Origin of the sequence: Morganella psychrotolerans (assembly GCF_001676055.1) — a bacterium.
In the GTDB taxonomy this organism is placed as follows: Bacteria; Pseudomonadota; Gammaproteobacteria; order Enterobacterales; family Enterobacteriaceae; genus Morganella; species Morganella psychrotolerans_B.
This window is the reverse complement of the sequence record NZ_LZEX01000001.1, coordinates 240,699-263,862: the sequence shown is the minus strand read 5'-3', so window position 1 is coordinate 263,862 and position 23,164 is coordinate 240,699. Positions and strand designations below refer to the sequence as shown.

Annotated in this window: 8 protein-coding genes; all 8 read left to right on the top strand. The window is 43.8% G+C overall.

Annotation, left to right across the window (positions count from 1 at the left end; genetic code table 11):
* The first annotated feature begins 162 nt into the window (after positions 1 to 162).
* On the top strand, positions 163 to 1,386 hold the full coding sequence (locus tag AYY17_RS22015; RefSeq protein ID WP_235845238.1) for a Tc toxin subunit A: 1,224 nt from the start codon (positions 163 to 165) through the stop codon (positions 1,384 to 1,386).
* Positions 1,331 to 3,721, top strand: coding sequence for an Ig-like domain-containing protein (locus AYY17_RS01150; RefSeq protein ID WP_235845237.1), 2,391 nt, complete (start codon positions 1,331 to 1,333; stop codon positions 3,719 to 3,721). The genes AYY17_RS22015 and AYY17_RS01150 overlap by 56 nt, the downstream gene beginning before the upstream one ends.
* A 64-nt stretch (positions 3,722 to 3,785) precedes the next feature.
* Positions 3,786 to 8,360 (top strand): Tc toxin subunit A-related protein, encoded by a 4,575-nt coding sequence (locus AYY17_RS01145; protein ID WP_067420608.1) that lies wholly within the window; start codon positions 3,786 to 3,788, stop codon positions 8,358 to 8,360.
* Positions 8,353 to 11,184, top strand: a complete 2,832-nt coding sequence (locus AYY17_RS01140) for a hypothetical protein (RefSeq protein ID WP_067420606.1) — start codon at positions 8,353 to 8,355, stop codon at positions 11,182 to 11,184. The genes AYY17_RS01145 and AYY17_RS01140 overlap by 8 nt, the downstream gene beginning before the upstream one ends.
* Before the next feature lie 69 nt (positions 11,185 to 11,253).
* A complete protein-coding gene (locus AYY17_RS22010; RefSeq protein WP_235845236.1) occupies positions 11,254 to 14,349 on the top strand; it encodes a hypothetical protein in 3,096 nt (1,031 codons plus the stop codon).
* Between the two features lie 69 nt (positions 14,350 to 14,418).
* Complete coding sequence (locus AYY17_RS01130; protein WP_235845235.1) at positions 14,419 to 18,912, top strand: SpvB/TcaC N-terminal domain-containing protein; 4,494 nt, start codon at positions 14,419 to 14,421, stop codon at positions 18,910 to 18,912.
* Between the two features lie 469 nt (positions 18,913 to 19,381).
* Positions 19,382 to 20,308, top strand: a complete 927-nt coding sequence (locus AYY17_RS01125; RefSeq protein WP_235845234.1) for a hypothetical protein — start codon at positions 19,382 to 19,384, stop codon at positions 20,306 to 20,308.
* An 11-nt stretch (positions 20,309 to 20,319) separates the two neighbouring features.
* Positions 20,320 to 23,133: an RHS repeat domain-containing protein gene (locus AYY17_RS01120; protein ID WP_067420600.1), complete on the top strand. Its 2,814-nt coding sequence runs from the start codon at positions 20,320 to 20,322 to the stop codon at positions 23,131 to 23,133.
* Positions 23,134 to 23,164: the final 31 nt, after the last annotated feature.

Here is a 23,164-nt window from a genome sequence, read left to right as displayed (position 1 = left end):
GCTAATTTAATCATAAGGCAGGATTTAATTATTAACTGAAATATTTTTATAATTAATTATTCTTCGATGAAAATTATTTACATTCGGTAGTGTCAGTTTTCAAACACGACACGGATGACTGTATTTCGTTATTAAAATCTGCATTATTCAGGAGCAATTCTAATGGGAACTGACAAACATAATTTACTCTTTTCACGCATAATAGATCAGGCGCTTCCGGGACTGTCAAATAAACTATCAGCAAAAAAGACTGAAAAATCGGTTATTACCCGTCTGAAGCAGGGAACGGAAGGACTGATGGCAGACTATCCCGGGCTTGGGTATCCGGATGCTGAATTGCTGCATAACCGTTTGGCGGTTGCGGTCCATGCTGTGATCCGTAAACAGCGGGAGTTACGTCAGCTGAATGTATCACGATCGCCGCGTGAAGAAAAAGGACTGAAAGCATTAACCCGGCAATTAACCTATGAAGATCAGTTCTCGCCAAACTGGGCAGGAAACACATTACCTGATGCGATAGATTCAGGTCACGGAGCCGTTGCTTATCTTTATGACCTGCTTAAATTTGCGGAAAGCGAGATTGAACCGAAAGGAGACAGTGATAAAGCGATTACACTGAAACAGCGCCGGCCGGATATTTATAATATTTTACTGAATGAAGAAAATGTAAACGGAAATATTTCCAAAATTCACATTATCAATAAAATTATCAGTTCTGCAATTAGTCAGCAGGAAAAAGGTGAGGATCCTGAGAAACTGATGCTGAATGTGCGCTATCCCTATCGATTTCCGTTTGAAAATTATCTGAATCAGATTTATGCCGTATTAGATGAATATGATTTATCTATAGGTGATATTAAACGGTGCTGTGATCCTCAGGCACCTTATTTTACACAGCCTGGTTTGCACGGAATATATTCAGATTCAGCACTCTGGCTGGATAGCCATTTAGGTCCGGGTCTGCGTGAAATTTTACTGGCGGTACCACAAGTAAAAAATAGTCAGACAGAAGACAATACTCAGTATTTTAAACAAAATTTTGGTGTTGAACAGTTCACGGATTTGCTGAACAGCACAGTTTTTTGTCAGCAATTAAAACTTGAGCGCAGTGACCTGGAATCGTTGTTTTCCTGCGGGGAATATGTACCGCATTTATCTGTGAATGTTGATCCGAAAACGATTACCGGCTATGCCGCTGAGCAGGGAACGGAGGTTTCTCCTGCTGTTTATGGATCAGTTTTTATTAATAATAATACATCACCGGCAATCAAAACCGGCAGTGATACCTATGTTGATGAGCATATACTCAGCTATATGGATGAGAGCCGGTGTGAACGAATTGAACGTTTTTTTACGTCTTTCCCGTGCGCTGAATCTGCCGTATGACGAGTTGGATACATTGCTGACTTCTGTTATACGTGCTGAAAATAATCAGTTGGACAAAGGTCTGACGATTACCGGTAATACGTTGCGTGCAATAGGTTTATTTGTGAACCTTAACCGGAAACTGAAATGTACTGTCAGTCAGTTTTCTGTTTTATATGATGGTATTACGATTTACAGCCGGGGAAAAGAAATCAGTGATTTTGACCGGTTATTTAATAATGATGATCGCTTTAATTACCGTTTTATTCTTGATGATAAAAAAATGGAAGAGCGGGATATTAACCGTATCTGCAGCGTTTTTGGTATTAACTACGATACCTTTTCTTATCTGGCGCTGCAGACCAGGGAAGTTATGGGACTGGACGTATTAACCCGTAGCAGGAATGTTATTTCTGCTATTTATCGCCCCGTGGTTTTGGCCAGCTTGCTGAAAATAAAACCATTGGAATTACTCGCATTACTGAAATCAATGAACCCTGATGCTCAGTTTGGACGTTTATTTACCGGAATACCGGAAAACAAAGTATACGGGATATTTGAACAGGCGGATATTACCAGTGCGATTAGTGCATTGGTCAGTATCCAGACATGGCGGACAGAGAATAAATTATCGGTAGCACAAATCTTTAATTGGATCACGCCTGCGATTGTTGATGACCAGGAGGATAAAACTGAGCGGGAACTGTTCCGTCAGATTAAAAAAAATACAGACAGTACGTTATTCAATAATGAGGCATTGTATATCGCCGGTGTACCGAAGGATACAGACTGGGTTTCGGTATTACATGGTCTGGTCAATGAACAGGGAATTCTGAAGGACACTGATGCCGGTCTTGACTGGGATCGTTATAAAACCTCTGCGTTAGATATTATTACTTCTGTAACGAAAAAAATATTAATCAATGTAACAACAGAAGAACAAGAAGTTATTATTAATACAATTTTATCTGTGCTTCTGGAAAAAAGAGCTGCTCAGTGGAAAAGTGTGAGTGGGTTACTCGAAGGCTACCTCGGAAATAAAACAGACAGTATTATACCGGCATTGTACTGGTGCGGAAGTAATACAGAATCATTTTTGAAAAATATCAGAGAACTTCCTGATGATAAAATGTTATCTGCGGGAGATAACAACGTCATGGAGCTATTATCAGGTCTGCGGCGTTATAGTGACATTATTACACATTTTCGCCTTGAACCCGCCATGATGTCGCAATTATTATCTTATAATAATTATCTTTGGTACGGGCTGAAAACAGAAAAACCAACCTTACAGCTACTTCACCGGCTTTCAGTATATCGTCAGCTTATTGATGATGGTAAACAACCGGCTGAAAAATTACTGAATTATCTGTCTCTTATTAATTTTCTCCCTACAGATGGCAGCAGTGATGAAATACGTCTGTATCGTGATCAGGCACTGAATAAGCTGTCGCTTTTTATGGGATGGAGTATTAATGAGCTATTAACGGCTGCGCAATATGTTGTACCGGAAAATGCCATTATCAGGACATTGCCGCAAATCCTTCTTGTTAAACAAATTCATTCAGTTTGCCTGAAAACGGGATTGAGCGCCCGTAGTGTTATCTCTCTGTTTAATCTGAATGAAGATAGCGAATCATCGCTGTATCAGTCTGTTGCTGATCAGGTAATGGAAAGTCTGGCAGCGCAGGATGTATCACTTTACAGCAATGATGAATCCAGTCAGGGCGACCTGACCGTCAGTGTTTCAGCCGGGCAGATAACACTGCTGGTTTACAGTGAAAATCAGAAAGAAGATGGAGTTGCTGAAGATGAGACACAACTGACCGTTACCTTACAGACGCTGGAAAGTACCCCTCTGGAGGGCATTTCTGTTTCATGGGAAAAAGTATCTGAACAGGGTGAATTATCAGGGACTGAAAGTAAAACCGATAAATCAGGCCGGGCGTCAGTGACCTTAAAAGCGGGGCTGCAGCAGGGGGTTGCATTAATTAAAGCACATTATGGTGTGAAGAATATTCCGTTACCTCAGATCCGGGTTGATTGCGACATCAGTACATTGGGCGCAACAGGTATTGAGACCGTACCGGAAAATCCGGTTGATATTCCGGCAGACGGAAAAACACCGGTCGAGATTACTGCGTTCTTCCGTGACAGCTACGATAATCCTGGAATTGATAAAAATATCCGCTGGGAAGCAACCGGAGGGCATTTTATTTATAAAGGCGGAATGACTGATACTGACGGAAAATGTTACGCAACGCTGGTCAGTGATGAACCTGCTGATATTACGGTGCGTGTATTCTATGAAAATATGCCTGAAGACTACAATGAAGTTGATATTTCTTTTATTTAAAAATAGCTGGGAAGGGATGAATTTCACCGGTGTATACAATGAACAAAAATAACGGGAGAATAAAATGCCTCGTAATGTAAAACAGATTTTTAATCATCTCGCAGAGAAGAAACGGGATGCATATGTTGATTACTTCACTAATTATGTAGTGGGCAAAGATGAAAATACAGCCATGCTGGGAATTACCGATGCTGATGATCTGTATGATTACTTTTTAACAGATATAAAAACGAGTGCTGATTTTGAAACCAGCCATGTTGCGGATGCACTGGCCAGTGTTCAGCAATATATCAATAATATCCTTAATCAAAAAGAACCCGGTTATTCAGGTGAATTTAGTGAAGAGCTTCAGCAGTGGTGGTCTGGTTATCTCGGACATATCTCACTGTGGAAAGCGTATCAGAAAATAGAAGATTATCCGGAAGACTATAATTTACCTGATTATATTACTGATAAAACAAAACTGTTCAGTAACTTTGCCGCAGACCTGGGGAGTGACAGTCTGAACGATGCGGGAATACAAACAGCTTTTCTTAAATATCTGCATAGTTATGAAGCTGTTAATGCGATCAATGTCATCTCCGGGTATGTTGATTATCCCGGAGAACGAAATGATAAGGATAGATTTAAAGGGTATGGTTTTCTGAATTCTGACTATTTTTTTATTGGTAAAAATAATTCATCGCCTGCTGGTTTTTACTGGCGTGAAGCAAATATAAAAGCGGATAAATCCTCCGCTTATATTTCACCCCGTGCATGGTATGAATGGCAGCCACTGAACATCACTGAAGATGCAAATGCTATTTTGCAAATGCGGATTGTCAAAGTAAGTGGTTGTCTTTTTATTGTGTACCTGACCGGTAAGGAAGAAACGATTCCGGATGAAGAAAAACCAACGGAAGGAAGCAGAGCTGAAAATAAGAAACAATATAAGGTCACGCTTAAGCTAAGCCGTATGGGATTGGATGGAAAATGGGATATTCCTGAACAGTTATATGAAAAAATCTATGAAAGTAAGCCCGGAACAAAAACCGAAGATAAATCAAACCCGTTTAGATTAATGTCCGTTGCATTTACTCAGGACGAACAACGGGATGATTATCTGGTTATTGCATGGCTGGATAATAAGGATAATAAGGATAATATTGTTTTTTCCGATGTTTTGAATGTACTCAGACAAAAATTAACCATCGATAGCAAGTTAATTCTCGGGGATGGATGGACGAGCAATTTAGCATCCCGATTTTTTAGCACAGAAAAAGAAAAAGAAAATATCTGCCAGCACCGTATCTTTGGTATTTCAAAGGATATAAGCAATATCAGCAGTACTGACAATGATCCGAATTTATCGCTGGAGGCATTCTATTCTCTCAGAGATAACCGTCATCAGTTACGTGTCAGGGGAGTTTGTCACCGTTCAGCTAAAATACCTGATCTTATTTCACTTAACCTCCAGGCAACGGTCAGTGAATGGAGTAACGGCCGTATTATTGTCAGCGGAGACCGAAATAATATTACTGTCAGAGCAGAGGCAACCGAAGGAGCAGAATATTTAGCATTATCACTGTCTGATAAAAACGTCGTTATGTTTAATAAGGCGGACTTTACGCAGCATAACGGCTGGTTTTCCGCAGAGAAAATATTATCACTTTCTCAGGAACAATGTGACCTGATAGCAATAAAAAATAATAAAGAAATACGTAGCGGTGCCGGTTTTTCCTATCAGATAACGTCCGGGGGATCTAAAAATTTACTGGCACATATTAAAAACCGTGTCAGTACGGTGATGCAACCCGTTATTGTCCCTGCGGAGCTATCTATATTCGATGACAAATTAGAGGGGCTAAAAAAAGAAGACTGGAAAGGGGATTTGATCTATCAGAAGGGCAGTTATACACCATGGTGTACCTTCAGTTGGGTGGATAAAACATCAGAAATCGATAATGTGCGTTTTAAATTCGGATTGACAAATGAAAGTGTAAAAGGCGAATTTACAATTACAATCAGTAAGTTATCGAAAGAAACTCCTGTTATTGAAACCTTTACAGAACATCAGCAGTTTTTGACTTTTAATCAGTCAGGTGCAGCACTGAAGAATATACGTCTTAATTCTGTTCAGGTTCGTGATCTTATCTATCGTGCCAAGATTGCAGTCAGACATATTTTTGACTGGGACGCACAAATTGCACAAGAACCGGGATATGGTGAGAATACAAAAGAGAAACTCGATTTATACAGTGCTAACAGCCGGTATTTATGGGAATTGTTTTTTTATTTACCTTATCTGGTGGCTAGTCGCTTTTCACAAAACCGTCTTTATTATCAGGCCCGTCAGTGGTTGCATTATATTTTTTCACCTTATGACGGGCACCGTTTATCAGTAAAAGATGATAGTGAATCATTACCTCCTCCTTATTGGAACTGTCGTGCATTAACGCAGGCCGACCTGAAATATCAAAATAACGATAATGCATTACCTGATCCTTACGCGATATCCGAAGATGCTCCTTCTCATTATCGTAAATCAGTCTATTTAATGTATATCGATACCCTGATTTCCGAGGCCGATTTAAATTACCGCCAGCTCAGCCGTGACAGCATTACCCGTGCCTGGGGAATTTATCATCAGGCTCTGGGAATGCTGGGTCATATACCAAAGGAGCGCAGTTTGCCGAAATGGCAGCCATGTATCGTGAGTGAACTGCTGGAGAATAAAACATATTCTGTACAGGAAAATACCTTATCTGAGTTATTTTCAGAAATACATCCGGAAAATATACCAAAACAGCTCAGGGGCTTTTTCTGGTACGGCAGTCTGGGTAATGAGCGGTTCCGTCTGCCGGTTCAGACAAGTTTACTGAGTAGACAGTCAGTTCTGGATCAACGTCTATTTAATTTACGTCATTATCTGGATATTGAAGGCAACATGATGAACCTGCCATTATATGCTGCTGCGTTTGATCCGTTCGACCTGCTGCGTTCCCGGCTGGGCGGAACTGCCGAATTGATGTATTTACAATCAGGGTCATTAAATATTCCGTCATATTGTTTCCGGAACATGCTGGAAAAAGCAAAAGAACAGGCGGCGGTACTGATTACATTAGGGGATAAACGTCTCAGTTATTACGAGCAAAAAGAACGCTATCATACTGAGAATATGCAATTAAATGATGCGACAGCGCTTGCACAGGCCAGTGCCGGTATTCAGTCATCGTTACTGGAACAACAAAAAACTACGTTGCTCTCTCTGAATGCCGCGCGGACGATGGCTGAGAACAAACAAAAATATTACACAAAACTGTCCGCTGGCGGTGCGAGTACAAAGGAGTGTCAGGCCAGAAATCTGTTGGTGAGTTCATCCGTCTTTCAGGGCGTTATTTCGGGTGCTGCTATTGCCGCAGGTATCGCGGCTGCTTTTCCTCGTATATTTGGTTTGGCGCAGGATACCGGCGATCATGGTAAAACAGCACTAATTTCCGGTGTGGGGGGGGTCGCGACATTAAGTGCAGATATTATGCGCGGTACCGCGGAGTATGTTCAGCTGGATGAACAATACCGCCGCCGTCAGGAAGAATGGAATTTTTCTGCAGAGCAGGCTAAAAATGAAGTCACGGTTCTGGATGAACAAATCAAAGCCCAGAATGTAGCCATTACCGCAGCTGAAAACAGCGTTAAATATACAACGCTTCTTCAGACTCAGGCCAAAAATTTGTATGAATATTTCAGCCAAACCAGGCAGGTTAACGAAAGTTTGTATGAAAAAATGGTCAATATTATTGGTTTATTGCATGATCAGTTGTGTTCTTTGGTCAGAACATTTTGTGCCTCAACAGAGGCATCCTGGCGTTATGAAACGGATAATTATAAACGGCAGACGTTTATTCCTGCCGATCTGTGGAGCGGCGATAATTTAGGTATTCTGGTCGGTGTTAAATTACAGAAAGCACTGCTTGAAATGGAAATGGAGTATACACAACAAAATACACGCCGCCTGAATATCACAAGAACGATTTCACTGAAATCGCTTGTCAGTAACCACCTGGTTAAAACAGATGAAACAGCGCTGACAACATGGGATGAAGTAAAAGAAGCGTTAAAAGGAGCAAAAAAACTGTCCTTCGGGTTATCCCATCAATTTTTTGATACAGATTTCCCCGGACATTACGCACGAAAAATTCACTCTTTATCCGTGACATTTCCGACATTATTACCGCCATATCAGAATATGCGGGTTCTTCTGGAGCAAACATCGAATACGTTATTAGTTTCACCGGATATTGATGCGGTTAAATCCCTCTATATACCAACAGAGGAAATAAATAGTGAATTAATTATCCGTAATTTGCGGATAAATCAGAAAATTATATTTTCCCGTGGCAGTGATGATAGCGGGGAGTTTCCGGAAGACGCCTCTACCGGAGGACAATACCATAGTTTTGAACATTCAGGCGCTATTTCACACTGGCGGTTATCTGTTCCCCGTCCGCAGAATAGCCCGGAACTTATTGATAATCTTAATGATATTATTATCAAACTTAATTACACAGCGAGAAGTGGTAATGAAGCCTTCGAAACAGCCGTAAATAATTTACTGGAAAATACTGAATCAGTAAAAATAGAGAGTAATGAGAATGACTGAAAAATATAACCAGGATGAAATTAAAGGTCATAATTTTATATCAGATCCTTATTTTGAAAAATGGGATGAGGGTAAGTGGGAAACAGGTAAACCGGGTAATTACACACAGAAAAACGAGAATGGTAAAACTTATCTGTATATCAGAGGGACAGGTAGTGTTTCACAATCTGTTATTTTACCGAAAAAAAGTTCCGGGAAGTCAGCTCAGCCTCCTTTTTATTCATTATCGTTTGATTACTCTGTTAAAAATAAAGCGTCTGTTTCATTGATTCTGACATATATGAGCGGGGAAAGTGAACGTGATAAGAAAGAAATTTCGTTACCGGATGAAAAAGAGTGGAGTCAGCATGAATTGTTACTTGATGTATCAGAAAAAGATACTGAAATAAGACTTGAATTTTATGCCGGAAAATCAGCAGGGAATAAAGGGATTAACCTGACTGCCGTTGATATGCAGCTACATATCGGCGGATTCAGCCCGGAATCCATTGTATTTGATCATGAAAATATTCCGGCAGATAAGCCCCATCTGCGACTTAACTATGGACGTAAGCATATTCTTAATATCAAGCCGTCTGATGACAGTGCATGGCGTGATCTTGGCTGTTTGCTGAAGTGGAATAGTGATACTCCGGCATCTAACTATCCGATCATTTTTGAGCCCAAACTGGAAACAGTGCAATCGTTAAAAAAAGAGGGAAGTGAGTGGGTTATTTCCTGCTTAACACAAAAGGTCAGTGATATTCCGGAGACATTCGACATAGTACTGGCGTCAGAATACAGTTCAGTACCTTTTATTTTTAACGCTGAAATAGGCGATTTCCTCTATAAATTGACGGAACCGAAAATCAGCGGGGTTGCTGTTATTGCTCAGAATGTATCGGCTGAAGTCAGTATTCGTGTTGTTTGTGACTATGATGACGAATATCCGGATTTACCGGGAGTTCCGGATGTTGATATTTGCTGGAAAACTGATGACGGGGAATTTGCCCGTACGACCAAAACGGATACGGATGGTATGGCTGTTCTTGCCTTTTTACCGGAGAAAAGCGGGAATTATAAACTTGTTGCAGTAATAACCGATAAAACAGGACGCGAAAGCCGCCATCCGTTTGATATTATTGTTTATGACCGTTCTCCGTGGCTGGATGATGCCCGGGTTGCTATAAACAATGCCGATGTTGATCTATCGGGGAAAGCCGGATATCTGATGAACGGAGAGGTGAGTGCTTTTCGCCTGACCTGCGATAAAAACCACTCTGCTTTTGGCCAAGTTAAGCTCGAAAGTAAAGAGGGAAATACAGGTGTCAGTATCACGCCGGCGGAAGGTCGTGACATTTCACCGGAAGGATTGTCATGGGATATTGATATATCAGGCAGCGACAGCAGAGAACTGACATTCTTATTAACCAGTGACCAGTTCGGTATATCACAGGAAATTCGTGTTATTGCATTACAGGATAATACCGGAAAAGAGATTCAGTCACTGAAGATTAATGGTCAGGAAATAAATGAAAAGATACCGTTAATTATTGCTGCGCAAGAGAGTATGACACTAAATTGTACGGTCAATAAATTATTGTCCTGCTTACAGGCAGAACTGAGCAGCAATGATAACACATTACTGACAGCAGAACCGGCTCTCGGGCAATTACAGGCACTGAAAGACAATGCAGCGGAATGGGTAATATACAATACTTCCCCGCAGGGAGGATTCTTTAATCTGGATCTGAATATTCCGCCATTGACAATTCCACTGACGCTTTCCGGTCGTGCACTGCCGCAGGAAATCATCTCAGGAATTGAACTCATTACGCTGAATAATGCGCCGGTAACAACCCCGGGAGATTTATTTCTTGCGCCGGGGCGGACCTGCACACTGACAGTGAAACCTCATCCTTTACTGAAGGATATTCCTGTTTCATTAGTTACAGAAACCAGTAACAACGTTTCGGTTATCAGTAATCCGCCGAGTGGTCAGGAAGTCAGTCTGGCAGAAAACGGAACCTCATGGCAGATATCTGCTGACTCTGCTTCTGCACGCGGAAAATTCTCATTGCAAATTCAGAGTCAGTGGGGAGGAGCACCGGTTCATCTGGATGGTGTGGTATTGTCTGCAGATTTACAGGATGAAGGTTCTGTCCGTGTCACTGATGGTTACATGGGCAGAAAATACGATATTGATTTTAATATTGGTTTTGCTTTTCTGGCTTTTGAATTCTATTCACTGGATCTGAAACTTTTACCGGATAATTTAATCAGCGGACAAACTGTTTCCTGGGAACTGACGGAAGGGGACCATCACCGGGATGCTGTTTCGTTTGATCCGGAGACACCGATAGTATTAGATTTACAGGGTACCGATTGGGAATTCAATTATACCGGAAAAGAAAGTACTCAATTCGATGTAGTATTAAATAGTCAGGGTAAGTTCAGTTATAAAATTCCATGCCATATTTTCAGTGATGAGAAATATCTGGAAGCAAGTCAATGTATTTTCATGTTGAATGATTCAGTTATTACCCCTGGTGTAAATAATAACGACCTTAAATATAAAGAAAAAATATCACTTAAACTGAAATTATCACAGGAGATATCAGAGTTTCTGAATGGAATGGTATTAGCATTAGTTGTTCATAAAGTAAAGGATGAGGGTGATAGTCTGATTATAACCTCAGATGAATTAATTACTGTTGATAAAAATAAACCTGACCTTGAGTGGACCGTTGAAACAGATGTGGCAGTCGGTCACCGTTTTACACTGGAGATCGTTTTGGCGAATTTAAAAAATATCCGCGCCGTTATGAAATTTACCTCAGTGTAACTGTTTTACAGTAATTAACTTAAGTTGTGTGATTAATAAAATACATATTAATTATATATGGAGAATGCTATGTCAGAAAAATCAAAAAGTATCTTTGGTAAATTAATAGATACAGCGGATAAAATCCGGGCATGTATTTATTTTAATTTCTCTTCAAATGAAGATGCTCAAATTAATGTTATTAAAAAAAACGAGAAATCAGCAAAAATAAACGATGATAATAATAAAGCGCTGACATTATTACTGTCAGATATTCAGTCTCAGTTTAAACAACAAGGCATTTCGCTGAACAGGGTTCAGGGGCAATCGGAAGGGAAACGTAAATTAACTGCGAGGCTGAAAACAGACAAAGCATCGCTGTCAGAAACCGAAGTGGCCTTACAAAAAATGCAGTTCCGGGCACAGGAACTGGGGGCTGAACTGGTGTTAACTGAGCGCCCGGCGGAGATGGCAAATGAACGGTGGCGGTTACCCGAAGCTTCCGGTCAGGAGCATCGCTCTGAAAGTATGCCGGCGGCAGAGGGACTGGCGAAACTGGCCGTTGCCGTTCAGGCGGTGACGGATCAGTGTCCGTTACAGATTACACTGATGATTCAGCCTGATTCACGGCCACAGGTGATGCTGAACATCTCTGCCGGTGAGGTGAACTGGATTTTTGCGGCAAAAGAGGGGCGTTACCCGCTGAAAGATTTACTGGCCAACATGGCCGGTAAAACCACCACCCACGGCTGGGATGCGGTTGTCGTTTATCAGCGCGGGCAGGCCAACATGCTGCTGAAACAGCAGCATATTAAGCGGTTTATTACCGGTAATGTGTTAGCGCCGCTGAATGAAATTATGGATTCATCAGGCGTCAGCCGGTTACAGACACATAACCTGATACTGAGCGCCCCGCATCTGTCATTCGACGGTACAGGCACCGGAGATTCAATGGCGCAGGTCGGTTGGGATTTTGTCAAAGGGATGATTGTTTTTACACAGGAAGCGGATGACGGATCTTACCGTGTTAATAAGATTGAAAAAATCACCCCGCTGAATTCCCCGTTTATCAGTATGAAGGTACCGTTGTCAAGAGCACCCGGGTCAGTAAGTAAGATTGGTGAGGTGCAGTTTGATATTAGAGAGGGCGATCACTTTACCAATAACCTGGTGGTGAATGATGTAGAGCAGCATGTTATCAGCGGCATTTTTAAGAGCCTTTTTGAGGCAACCCCGCCAGAACAGCGGATCTATAAACTGGGCACCATCAGTAATTATGAACATGAACAATTCCAGCCGGATGAGTTTGTTATCCGCACCATGGGGGCGCCGAACACAGCATCCCGCGGCTCGCAGGATGAAGGCGATGGCGCGGTGGTGTTATTTGTGCAGATGAAAGGCAGTGACTCAGAGCCGGGAAGGACTGAAGCGAATTGGTTATTGGCGGATGGTTATACCAGTGCGCTGGTAGTTAGTAACAATCAGGTACTGGATAATATCCAGTTCAGAGACGATGATTTCCCTGTTACGTTTAAAAAATATCGTATGGGTAATGATGCTGCTTCGTTATCGGGATTAGAGGCAGCCAAAGGGAAATATAGTAATATAATTGCTGATGGTAGTACATTTGCTTTAAAATATACTTTTTCTTTTGAAGTTAACGTTAACTTTGATTTTTTTGATTCTGGAAATGGAAATGAAATATATAAATTATCCCCGGGTTATATAAATCCTGGTGATGAAAGTGAATTGGTGAGTAAGTTCAGTATTTTTTTACATCAGATTTATTTTGATATTCATGCAATGGCTATATTGGATGAAGTATATTATGAGGATTATAAAGGCTCAGTGGATATGAATTTAACCATCAATATCCCCTACAAAGCAAGTGTTGATTTAAATGAGAAAAGTAATATTTCTTTAATTCATTCCGGTCGGGATGTTGGTGATATGGTTCACATTGAGTTTTATAATTTAAATATAGATTATAATGAGGGTGTAAATAAAGATGTAAATGAGGGTGTAAATAAAGATGTAAATGAGGATGCAAATATTAATTCTTATGATGTGCCAGTTATTCCTGATGATAGTAGTGGTCAATTGGGTGAGTTTTATATATATATTAGGGAGGAGATTTCGAAAATACTTAGAGATAAATTTGCGGGGGATATAAAAACTGAATTTTTTAATTATTTCAATCAGTATAATCTTCCGCTTGTAAACACATTTGTTTTAGGTAATTTATTATTTCCCGGCTCGAATTACTTTCATTCTGAATTGGCTCATCTTCCCGGTGATCTGCTGGTGCAGGGGAAGTTAGCTCCCGGCTCTGAATCATTTGCTGTCACCCCGACTGAAATCAATATCGTTGCCGGTTCAATATATCAGTTTACAACCACCCCTGAAGTCAGCGGTGTGAAATGGAGCCTTTCTGATTCCGAAAAAGGCAATACCAACGCTGATTTAGGGCATATTGATGCCGCAACCGGGAAATATACCGCACCACAAGCTAAGGCAATTACGGAAGGTGTACGCCATGTGGTGGTGTGTGCCGAAAAAGGGGACACCAAAGTGTATGCTCTGGTCTCTGTTCTTGCTCATAGTGTGAATATTTCACCGGCGTATCAGGTTATTTTGCCGGGCAAATCCTCCGCTTTAACGGCGGAATCATTGAACGGAGGGGAACTGACCTGGACACTGGCCGATAACCCGCAGGGTTCAACGCTGGCAGGGGTCAGCAATAACGAATATACCTATACAGCCGGTAAAAGGAACACGAAACTAAAACTGAATCTCGAACGTGTTTCAGTGACGGATAAAACGGGGACAACGACGGAAGCACTGATTTTAGTCCGGAATGTGCTGTTAACCGGATATATCCGGGTATCATATGAGAATGTGCCGGAAAACAGTGTACAGCTCACCTATTGCCCTGATCCTGATGATACGGAAAGCGCAATACCGGCAGAGGATACTGTGTGGACGGTTCTGGAATCCGGTGGTGCAACGCTGGATACTGAAACCGGTATTTTATCCTGCAACCAGCCGACAGATAACGGTTTTGCGGTTATCAGTACAAAATATCTCGACGAGGATGAAGATGCGTTTTATTGCGCAATTGCGATCCCGCTGCCGCTGAATACCTATAAAGAAACAATACTGGCTACCTATTCCCCGGAACAGTAATAACCAGACCCGGTACCGCATGTGCGGTACCGGGTTTTTGTTTTATCTATTACAGACAAAGGTAAGGTTATGGAAAATACTATCTGGTCCGGTGACGCTGTTACGATAACGCCGCCGTCTTTACCTTCAGGAAATGTCTCTCCGGGAGGAATGGAAGAAACCGTGACAGGTGCCGGTGCTGACGGGATGGCCACAGCAAATATTCCTCTTGCGGTATGCGCCGGCAGAGGGACAGCACCATCATGCTCTCTTTATTACAGCTGCGCATCGGGCAACGGTGAAACCGGTATCGGCTGGTCATTGCAGACTGCCTGTATTTCCCGCAGCACACTTCACGGTGTACCGCGCTATCAGGATGATGATATTTTTCTTGCACCGGATGGCGGGGAATTAACGGAATACCGTGATGATAACGGGTTGCCTGAAGTCAGGAGTAACATTCAGGTTTGTCAGGGGATAACTCTTGAACAACCTTATACCGTCCGTCGTTACCGCGCACAGACTGAAAACCGTTATGAGCGGATTGAGCGCTGGGCGGGCGAAACCGATAAATCACAGCAGTTCTGGCTGATATACCACAGTGATGGCTCGATCACTTGTTTTGGGCATTCCGCTGGTGCCCGGGTGGCAGATGAAACTGACCCGCTGCGGATCAGTGAATGGTATCAGGAAGAGTTTCTGGCCGTTAACGGTGAGCATATCTGTTTTCACTACCGCCGGGAGGATGATACCGGGGTGAATGACGGGGAACGGCGGGGCGGAAATAACCGGCTTTATCCGCAACGGACAGATTATGCGAATGTAAAAGCTCACGGGACTCTGTATTGTCTGGCGGGGGACATGCCCGCGCCGGACGCTTTTTTATTGCACATTGTTTTTGATTACGGCGAAAGAACATTACAGAAATCGCAAGTCCCGCCGTGGACCGTTGCTCCTGAATCCGGCTGGTTGCTGCGCCGTGATCCGTTTTCACTCTATTCCGCCGGTTTTGAAACTCGCTGCCGCCGGTTATGCCGCCAAATTCTGATGTTTTCCCGCAAAGCGGATGATTTGAAACGTGACCCGGTGATGGTTAACCGCTACCTGTTTGAGTATACCGAAAGCCCGGTCATGACCTGTCTGAGCCGTATTACCCGGCTGGCGTATGAAACGGTTAGTGATACGCTCCGTGTTGCTGAAAAACCCCCGGTCGCTTTTACCTATACGGATGCTAAACTGACAACCGGACAGACGGATTATGTTCCGCTGATGAACTGGCCGGAAGTGGATCGCGGCACTGGGTTGCTGGTGGATTTATACGGTGAAGGTTATGCGGGATGGTTATCCCGGCATGAAGGTGTGTGGGGATATCAGGCGCCGGTACGCAGTGAGGTGACACCGGACGGAACAGAATATGCGGACTGGCAGCCGCTGCCGCTGATCCCTTCTGAGCAGGGAGATGAAAACCTGCTGGCGGATATTAACGGTGACGGATTCCCTGAATGGGTGATATTACGTCCGGATCTGAACGGCTTTTTTACACTGAATCCGCAGCAGCAGGAAAATAGTTTTACCCCGTTTTCCGCTTTTCCGTCTGAATTTTTTCATCCGCAGAGCCAGTTTGCTGACTTAGCCGGTAACGGATTGATGGGAATTGCCCTTATCGGCCCGCATACCGTGCGTTTTTATGCCAATAACCGCGAGGGTTTTGAACCGGCGGTTATCACCTGTAATGACGAGTGCTTGCCATTACCCTCTTCTGATGCCCGTGAATGGGTTGCGCTGGCGAATCCGCTTGGCAGTGGGGGGGCGCACTTAACCCGCATCCGGTATAACAGTGTCACCTGCTGGCCGGGAAACGGTTACGGACAGTTCGGCAAAGCGGTTGAACTGCATCTGCCGGGAGAGATTGATAAGGAAACGCAGTTTCGTCCGCAGCACCTTTATATGACGGATATTGACGGCAGCGGTACAGATGATCTTCTCTATGCGACCCCGGCGGGGCTGAACTATTACCGTAATCTGTCCGGTAACGGATTTGCAGAACCATTACTGATCAGCTGGCCGGACGATTTTGCCTGGGATGATCTCAATACACTGCAGTTTGCCGCGCTGAGCGGACAAGGCGTCAGTCTGGTGGTCAGTGAACGCCATATGGGAGCTCGTCACTGGCGGCTGAATCTGACATCTGAGCAGCCGTGGCTGCTGAAAACCATCACCAATCACCGTGGATTTTATACTCAGCTCAGTTACCGGAGTTCGGCAGATTACTGGCTGGATGAGAAACTGGCAGAGCCATCACGCCGGAGTCAGCTTCCGCTGCGCTTATCCCTGCTTTCCGGTATACACCGCCGGGATCTGATAGCCCGTCAGGAACGGCATACAACTTATTGTTACCGTGGCGGACGCTATGATACGGATAAACGCCATTATTGCGGCTATCACCGGGTTGATGAAACAGATATCTGTGATGAGAGTAACAACCGCAACGATACGCCGTTACAAAGACCCCGTCTGTTGCGCCGCTGGTATCATACCGGTGCTGTGGGTGATGCGGTAAAACGTGAAGGATATTTTTCATTACCGGTAACGTCAGATTCTTTACTGACACACTGGCGGGATAATAAAGATCAGATAGTCGCGGATAGCACCGCACCGTCTCTGCATTATGCCCTGAAAGGTGCATTATTGCGGGAAGAATTATTTGATTCGGAAGATACTACTGTTCCGTTTTCTGTGCAGGAGCACCGTTATCAGGCCCGCCTGCTTCAGCAGAATGACGATATTATCTGCGCAGCCCCATTATTACTGGAAACTCTGAGCATTAATTATCAGCGGTCAGAAAAAGACACCGCCTGTCAGCAGCATATTGTCATGGATTACTCTGAGTTCGGCGAAGCGTTACATGAGATAACTGTTTTCCTGCCGCGCCAGAGTGAGTCTGAGGAAAATTCCTATCCGGCGGTCACCCCGCTTCAGTGGCAGAATTCATTCGATGATGCTCAAACCCTGTGCTGGTTTACTGAAACCCGCCGCCGCTCACTGAGTATGATCACGCCTGATCGCTGGCTGCCGGTTCTGCCTGAATGTAACTGGCAGGAAAGTGTCTCTCTGACCGGCAGTGAAATGAACGGCAATACCTTATTCAGCCGGGAAATATTACAGGCGCAGGACAGTCCGCTGGCGGGTAAATCCCGGACACTGCTGACGTGGAAGAAAGCATGCTACCAGCAGGACGGCGCAGAGATTAATTATCCGCCCCGGATTACCGGTGATGAACAGGCGGTGTTTAATGACGCCACATTACAGCCATATCATACACATCTCAGTGATGATGAACTGGCACAGCAACTGAGTGCGGCCGGATATCAGAAACGAACACCGGAAGAATTGGGGCAATCTGTCTGGATATCATCAGGAAGCACATTGACGTATCTGGATGCGGAGGGATTTTATTTACCGGCACAAAGTAAAAATACACGCGGCGGCGTTCAGCTATTTCATTACAACACCTATTACAGAATGGCGGATAGTTTCACGGATGAATTTGGCCAGAAAATACAGGTGACAGACATTGATGAGCGTTTTTGGCAGCCTGTTCGTATTTATGACATCAATAATAATACCAGTGAGATTCGTTTAAATGCATTTGGTGATATTACCGCAACCAGCCGGTATGGCACAGAAGGCGGTAAAACAGTCGGATTTAAACCGGTATCTGAATTTATACCGCCAGAGCCGCTTACCTTAGCGCAGGCGATTGAGGAATCAGAAGCACTGTTAAGCGGGCTGTCCTCTGTCACTCTGTATCACGAAAATGAGCTGACGGGAGATAATCCGCTGCCGGCATGGATGATGACTATCAGTGCGTCAGATTACCCCGGAACACCGGATATGGCGCCATGCGCAATTGATATTACGTACTTTGATGGTGCAGGGCATCCGCGGCAGCAGTTCAGCCGGGATGTGCCGGGAGCGGCTTATCCCTGTGCTGACGGCGTATTATTGCAGGACGATAATCAGCTGAAAGAGGTGATGGCAGATACCCGCTGGCGGATTATGCCAGAGCCGGAAACTACATTATCCGGCAATATCATTCGTCGTTTCAGACCCTGGTTTTCTGACCACTGCGACCCTGTTATTGATATCAGACTGTCAGATCTTATTCCGTGTGAAATAACCGGATATGACGCACAGAATAAACCGGTATTTGTGCAAGATGCGGAAGGGTATTTACGTTATCAGCGCTATTTCCCCTGGTTTAATCTGGCCTATGATGAGAATGACACAATCTCCTCTGGTTTTGATCTTCTGCGGCTGTTTCAGCGTCAGAATAATATATCAGCCGCATCCGGTAACCGTGATTTATTATGTGTGGAGCGGGGAATTTTCGGGCAAATGACTGAAATTGATAAACCGGATTCAGAGAAAAGGTATGCTGATAATATTCAGCGCTATTATTTCAATGGCGGACGGGAAACCTGGCTGCCGGATGCCTGTATTACTCTGACGCCGGGGCGGGATATTCTCAGACCTTATGCAATGCCACAGGTATGGTACGGAGATAATGACAATGATAACTAAATTAAAAAATAATCATCTGAACGTACAGGAATAATTTAAGAGGGAAAGTAAGATGCTGATTACCAGTAATGTATTTAACCGGGTTGATTGGTCGGAAAGAAAAATCATTTCAATCGGGAATGATGAATGTCGTGAAATTTATCAATATAATGAAGAAAATGGTAATATAGAGTATATATGGTCTGTGGTTAATGGGACGGTAAGGTGTTTTTGTAAAACGGAATATAATAAAAACAACCGTCTGAGTGATATTTATGTTAATACGTATGTGGCTGATAGTGTAAAAAGTAACTCTCTGCTATATACAAAATTACGTTACAGTTATGATTATAATGATAGAGGGAATGTAAATAAAACTGAAATTTTATCAGGTAATATACTACTTGATCCTTTAGGTGTAAGGAAGAACGATGACTGGGAGACATTAGGCACATTGATTTTTAACTATGACGTTAATGATCGTGTTGAAATGACAAAGCTTAATCTATTTTCACCTCCTGACGGCAGTCGTCATAGTGAGGAAAGGAGTGAACGTAATTATAAAGAATTACGTCAGTTTAATAACTTAGATGAACTGACGGATTGCAAATATAGTGGTGATTTGTCACTGACAAATAATATGGGCAGGATACTGTCCGGTCAAAGCTATCAATATAATGAAGACGGATTAATTATTCGCAGTACCCGGCGTTTCAGTTCAGGCATCAGCGATATTATCAGTTATAGCTATAAGGATAAATCCCCCCGTCTGGATTCGCTGACACATTGTCCTTTTAAGGCTGGGTGGCCGGAAACAGAAAAATATGCGTGGAATAAGGATGGCAAGCTGATTTCCCGTATCCGTTCTGATGGTTATAAAGAAGAGTATGAATATGGCGGAGAACAGAATGTTGTCAGAATGACGATAACAACGCCGGATGGCGGAAAAACCATAAAAACATTTATTTATGATTCTCACGGACATCAGGTTATTCAGATTATTCAGTCTCCTCCGCTATATCCCGACGGCCCGGCTGTTTTCCGGCAGATTCATGATACTTACAATAATGAGCATCTTATGAGCCGGCAGCTTTTTGATCAGGAAGTTGTTGATACTTCAACTATCCCCGGGGAAACACATTACTATCACTGGTTTCAGAATCAGGTTATTGCCGTATCTGTGAAGAACAAAGCAGGCAATATAAATACACATTTTAATTTTAACCGCCCGGATGGTACGACAATATGCAGGTGCTCGCCAACGAAACAGATTCAGCAATTAAAACAGAATGCATTTAACTATCGTCTGAAAATGGAGTGGATTGCACAGGATCAGCAGGGATTATTTTATCAGCCGGAGATTATTGAGTTGCAGGAGATATGTTTTGAAATGACTCTGACTCCGCCGAAAGTATAAGGAAAAATATCATGAATCTATCTGAAATTGGTGAACTTTGCGCAGACACGCCCCGGATGACCGTATTTGATCCCAGAGGGCTGACTGCGCGGACAGTGGATTTTAACCGGGAAAACAGTACAGATATACCCGATGTACTGATAACCCGTTATCAGTACGGAGAAAGAGGTGAAATGCAGATGTGTGCGGATCCGCGTTTCAGTGTATCGGAACAGGGAAATGAACATGGATATCAGAATCTCGTTTCTGCCACGGATTTACTGCAACAGCCTATCCACCAGGTCAGTATCGACAGTGGTGAATCATTAAACCTGTTGCATGCTGATGGCCAGCCGGAATGGACAACAAAAAATCCGGGAGAGGGGGCTGTCAACCAGCGTTTTACCTATGATCGTACCGGACGTTTGTTGTCACTGCACAGTCTGGACGGAACAGAGGCGATCTTATTACAGACCCGGCGTTACGGTGATGGCGTTGATAATGCCGAAGAATATAATTGCCGCGGGCAGTGTACGGAGATACACAATGGTGCCGGAATTGAAACATTTACAGCGTTTGATATCGCCGGCAAAAATAAAACATTCAACCGTCGTTTCTGGTCAGTTCGTGACCGGAGTGTTGATTTGAATCATCCGCCGGAAGCAGAGATGAGGACGTGGATTAACCGTAATGATTTATCTGCATCAGGTGCCGTCCGGCAGCTATCGTTATCTTGTCATGAATCCGGGCAGGAACGTTCTGTTTATACCCGCTGCAATAATTACAACCGGCGCGGACAGCTTATCAGCAGTCATCTGACCGATGAGGGCGGGCATCAGCACGCATTGCTGATGTCAGCCGATTATCATGCGAATGGTGCATGTCAGCAGGAAATGCTGGGCAATGGTGTTACCCGTTATTATTCTCAGGAACATTTCACAAAACGGCTGCTGCGGATTTCAACCTGGCGTCAGGGCGGTAATGAAACACATTATCCGATTCAGGATATTTCATATCAGTATGATCCCGCCGGAAATGTCACAGAACGTTATGACGTGGGCCGGGAGGATCAGTATTTCAATAATCAGCAGATCACGGCACATAATCAGTATCACTATGATTCCTGCTACCGGTTACGTCGTGCTGCGGGTCGTGAAGCACTGAATAGCGGCAAAAATACAATAACGCCGCTTGTTAGCGGGTCACATCAATTAGTGAATTACCAGCGATGGTATGATTATGATAATGCGGGCAATATGACGCAGCTTCGTCACAGTGCCGGGCAAAATAACCGGACTCAGGTTTTTTCTGTTTCACCGCAAAGTAATCGCAGTTTACCGCAACCGGTTTCTCCGTATGAAGTGGAGCGCTTTTTTGATAGTTTCGGTCATCTTAAAGAAAGTAACGGTGTGCGTTTTACCCGCGACTCACAGCAGCAACTTGTCCGTGCGGATGGCGCACGGCGGGCAAACGGGGCGACAGACTATGAGTTTTATCAGTATGACAGTAGTGGTCAGCGCTGCAGCAAACTCAGCAGCCGGATTGCTGACGGTATCACTCAGGCCCGCCGCCGGGAAACCGTGACATATATTTCCGGCATGCGTTTGTGTGAGTATGATTATGAAGGTAAACCACAGGGCAGTCATTATTCACTGAGCTTTCCGCTGGCTGGTCATTCGGCGGTGGTATGCCTGTCTGAGCGGGAGCCGGAAAAGAAAGAAATACCGCTTTCTCTGATGCGTTATAACTGTCTTGATGCGCAGGGATCTGTCGCACTTGAGCTGAGTGCTGAGGGCGATATTATTACGCAGGAAGAATATTATCCGTTCGGCGGTACTTCACTTTTCAGTTCGCGGAGTGAAAGTGAGGCAGAATATAAATATCACCGTTACAGTAATAAAGAACGGGATAATCTGACCGGACTGTATGATTACGGATTCCGTTATTATGCACCGTGGTTATGCCGCTGGATTTCACCTGATCCGCTGGGAATAGCGGATGGCATGAATGCCTATTGTATGGTGCATAATAATCCTGCGACATACAGGGATACTGCCGGTCTGATGTCACAGACCATTGAGATGCAGGAGTCGGGGGCTCCATTCGAATACCGAAGAATGGCATCTCAGGTGTACAGGACTTCTTCTGCATTGCGGCAGAGTGTCGGTGATCGGTTGCGCAGTGCCGGCAGATTATTAACCCGTCCGCTGGTGTCGGTGATCAATGGTATTGCCGGGATAGGGCGGGCAATCAGGGGTATTGCCGGCAGGATTCGTTCCGCATTGCAGCGTTTCAGAGGTGCTGAAAGTGGTGTTGATGAGATGGAAATGCAGTTACTTCTGGCTGAGGAAACAAGCGGTTTTTCCGGTGAAACGGAAAACTCTCCGTGCAGAGTTAATTTAACGGAGTCAACGTTGACGAGCTATCCTGAAGATATGGGGGCGGATAATCCTGCTGTGGAATGGGATCCTTTGGGTGATATCAATGATGGCAAACCTTGGGATTTTCCGACACTTGCCTATCAGATCGATAATGCATCACTCATATTCGAGGTGGAGGATGGCATGCAGAGTATACAGAGAGAGTTTGATAATTGCTGGGATGAGCTGGAAGAGGAGACATATAATTTCGGTGAGTCAGGCGAAACTTCCAATGGTGAATCAGGCGCAACTTCCCATATACCTGAAACGTTTAATATTGCGGAAGGAGAGCAAGATGAAAACGCACCGCTTCTGTCTGGTTCAAATAACAGAGCCACACCGGCAGCCATCTCATCACTGGCACTGTCTGCATCCATCTTCAGTTTGTTATGGTGGTATCAGTCTCAGCATGCTTACAATCGCTGAAACAGATATCTTGTACTGTAAAATAAAAAAA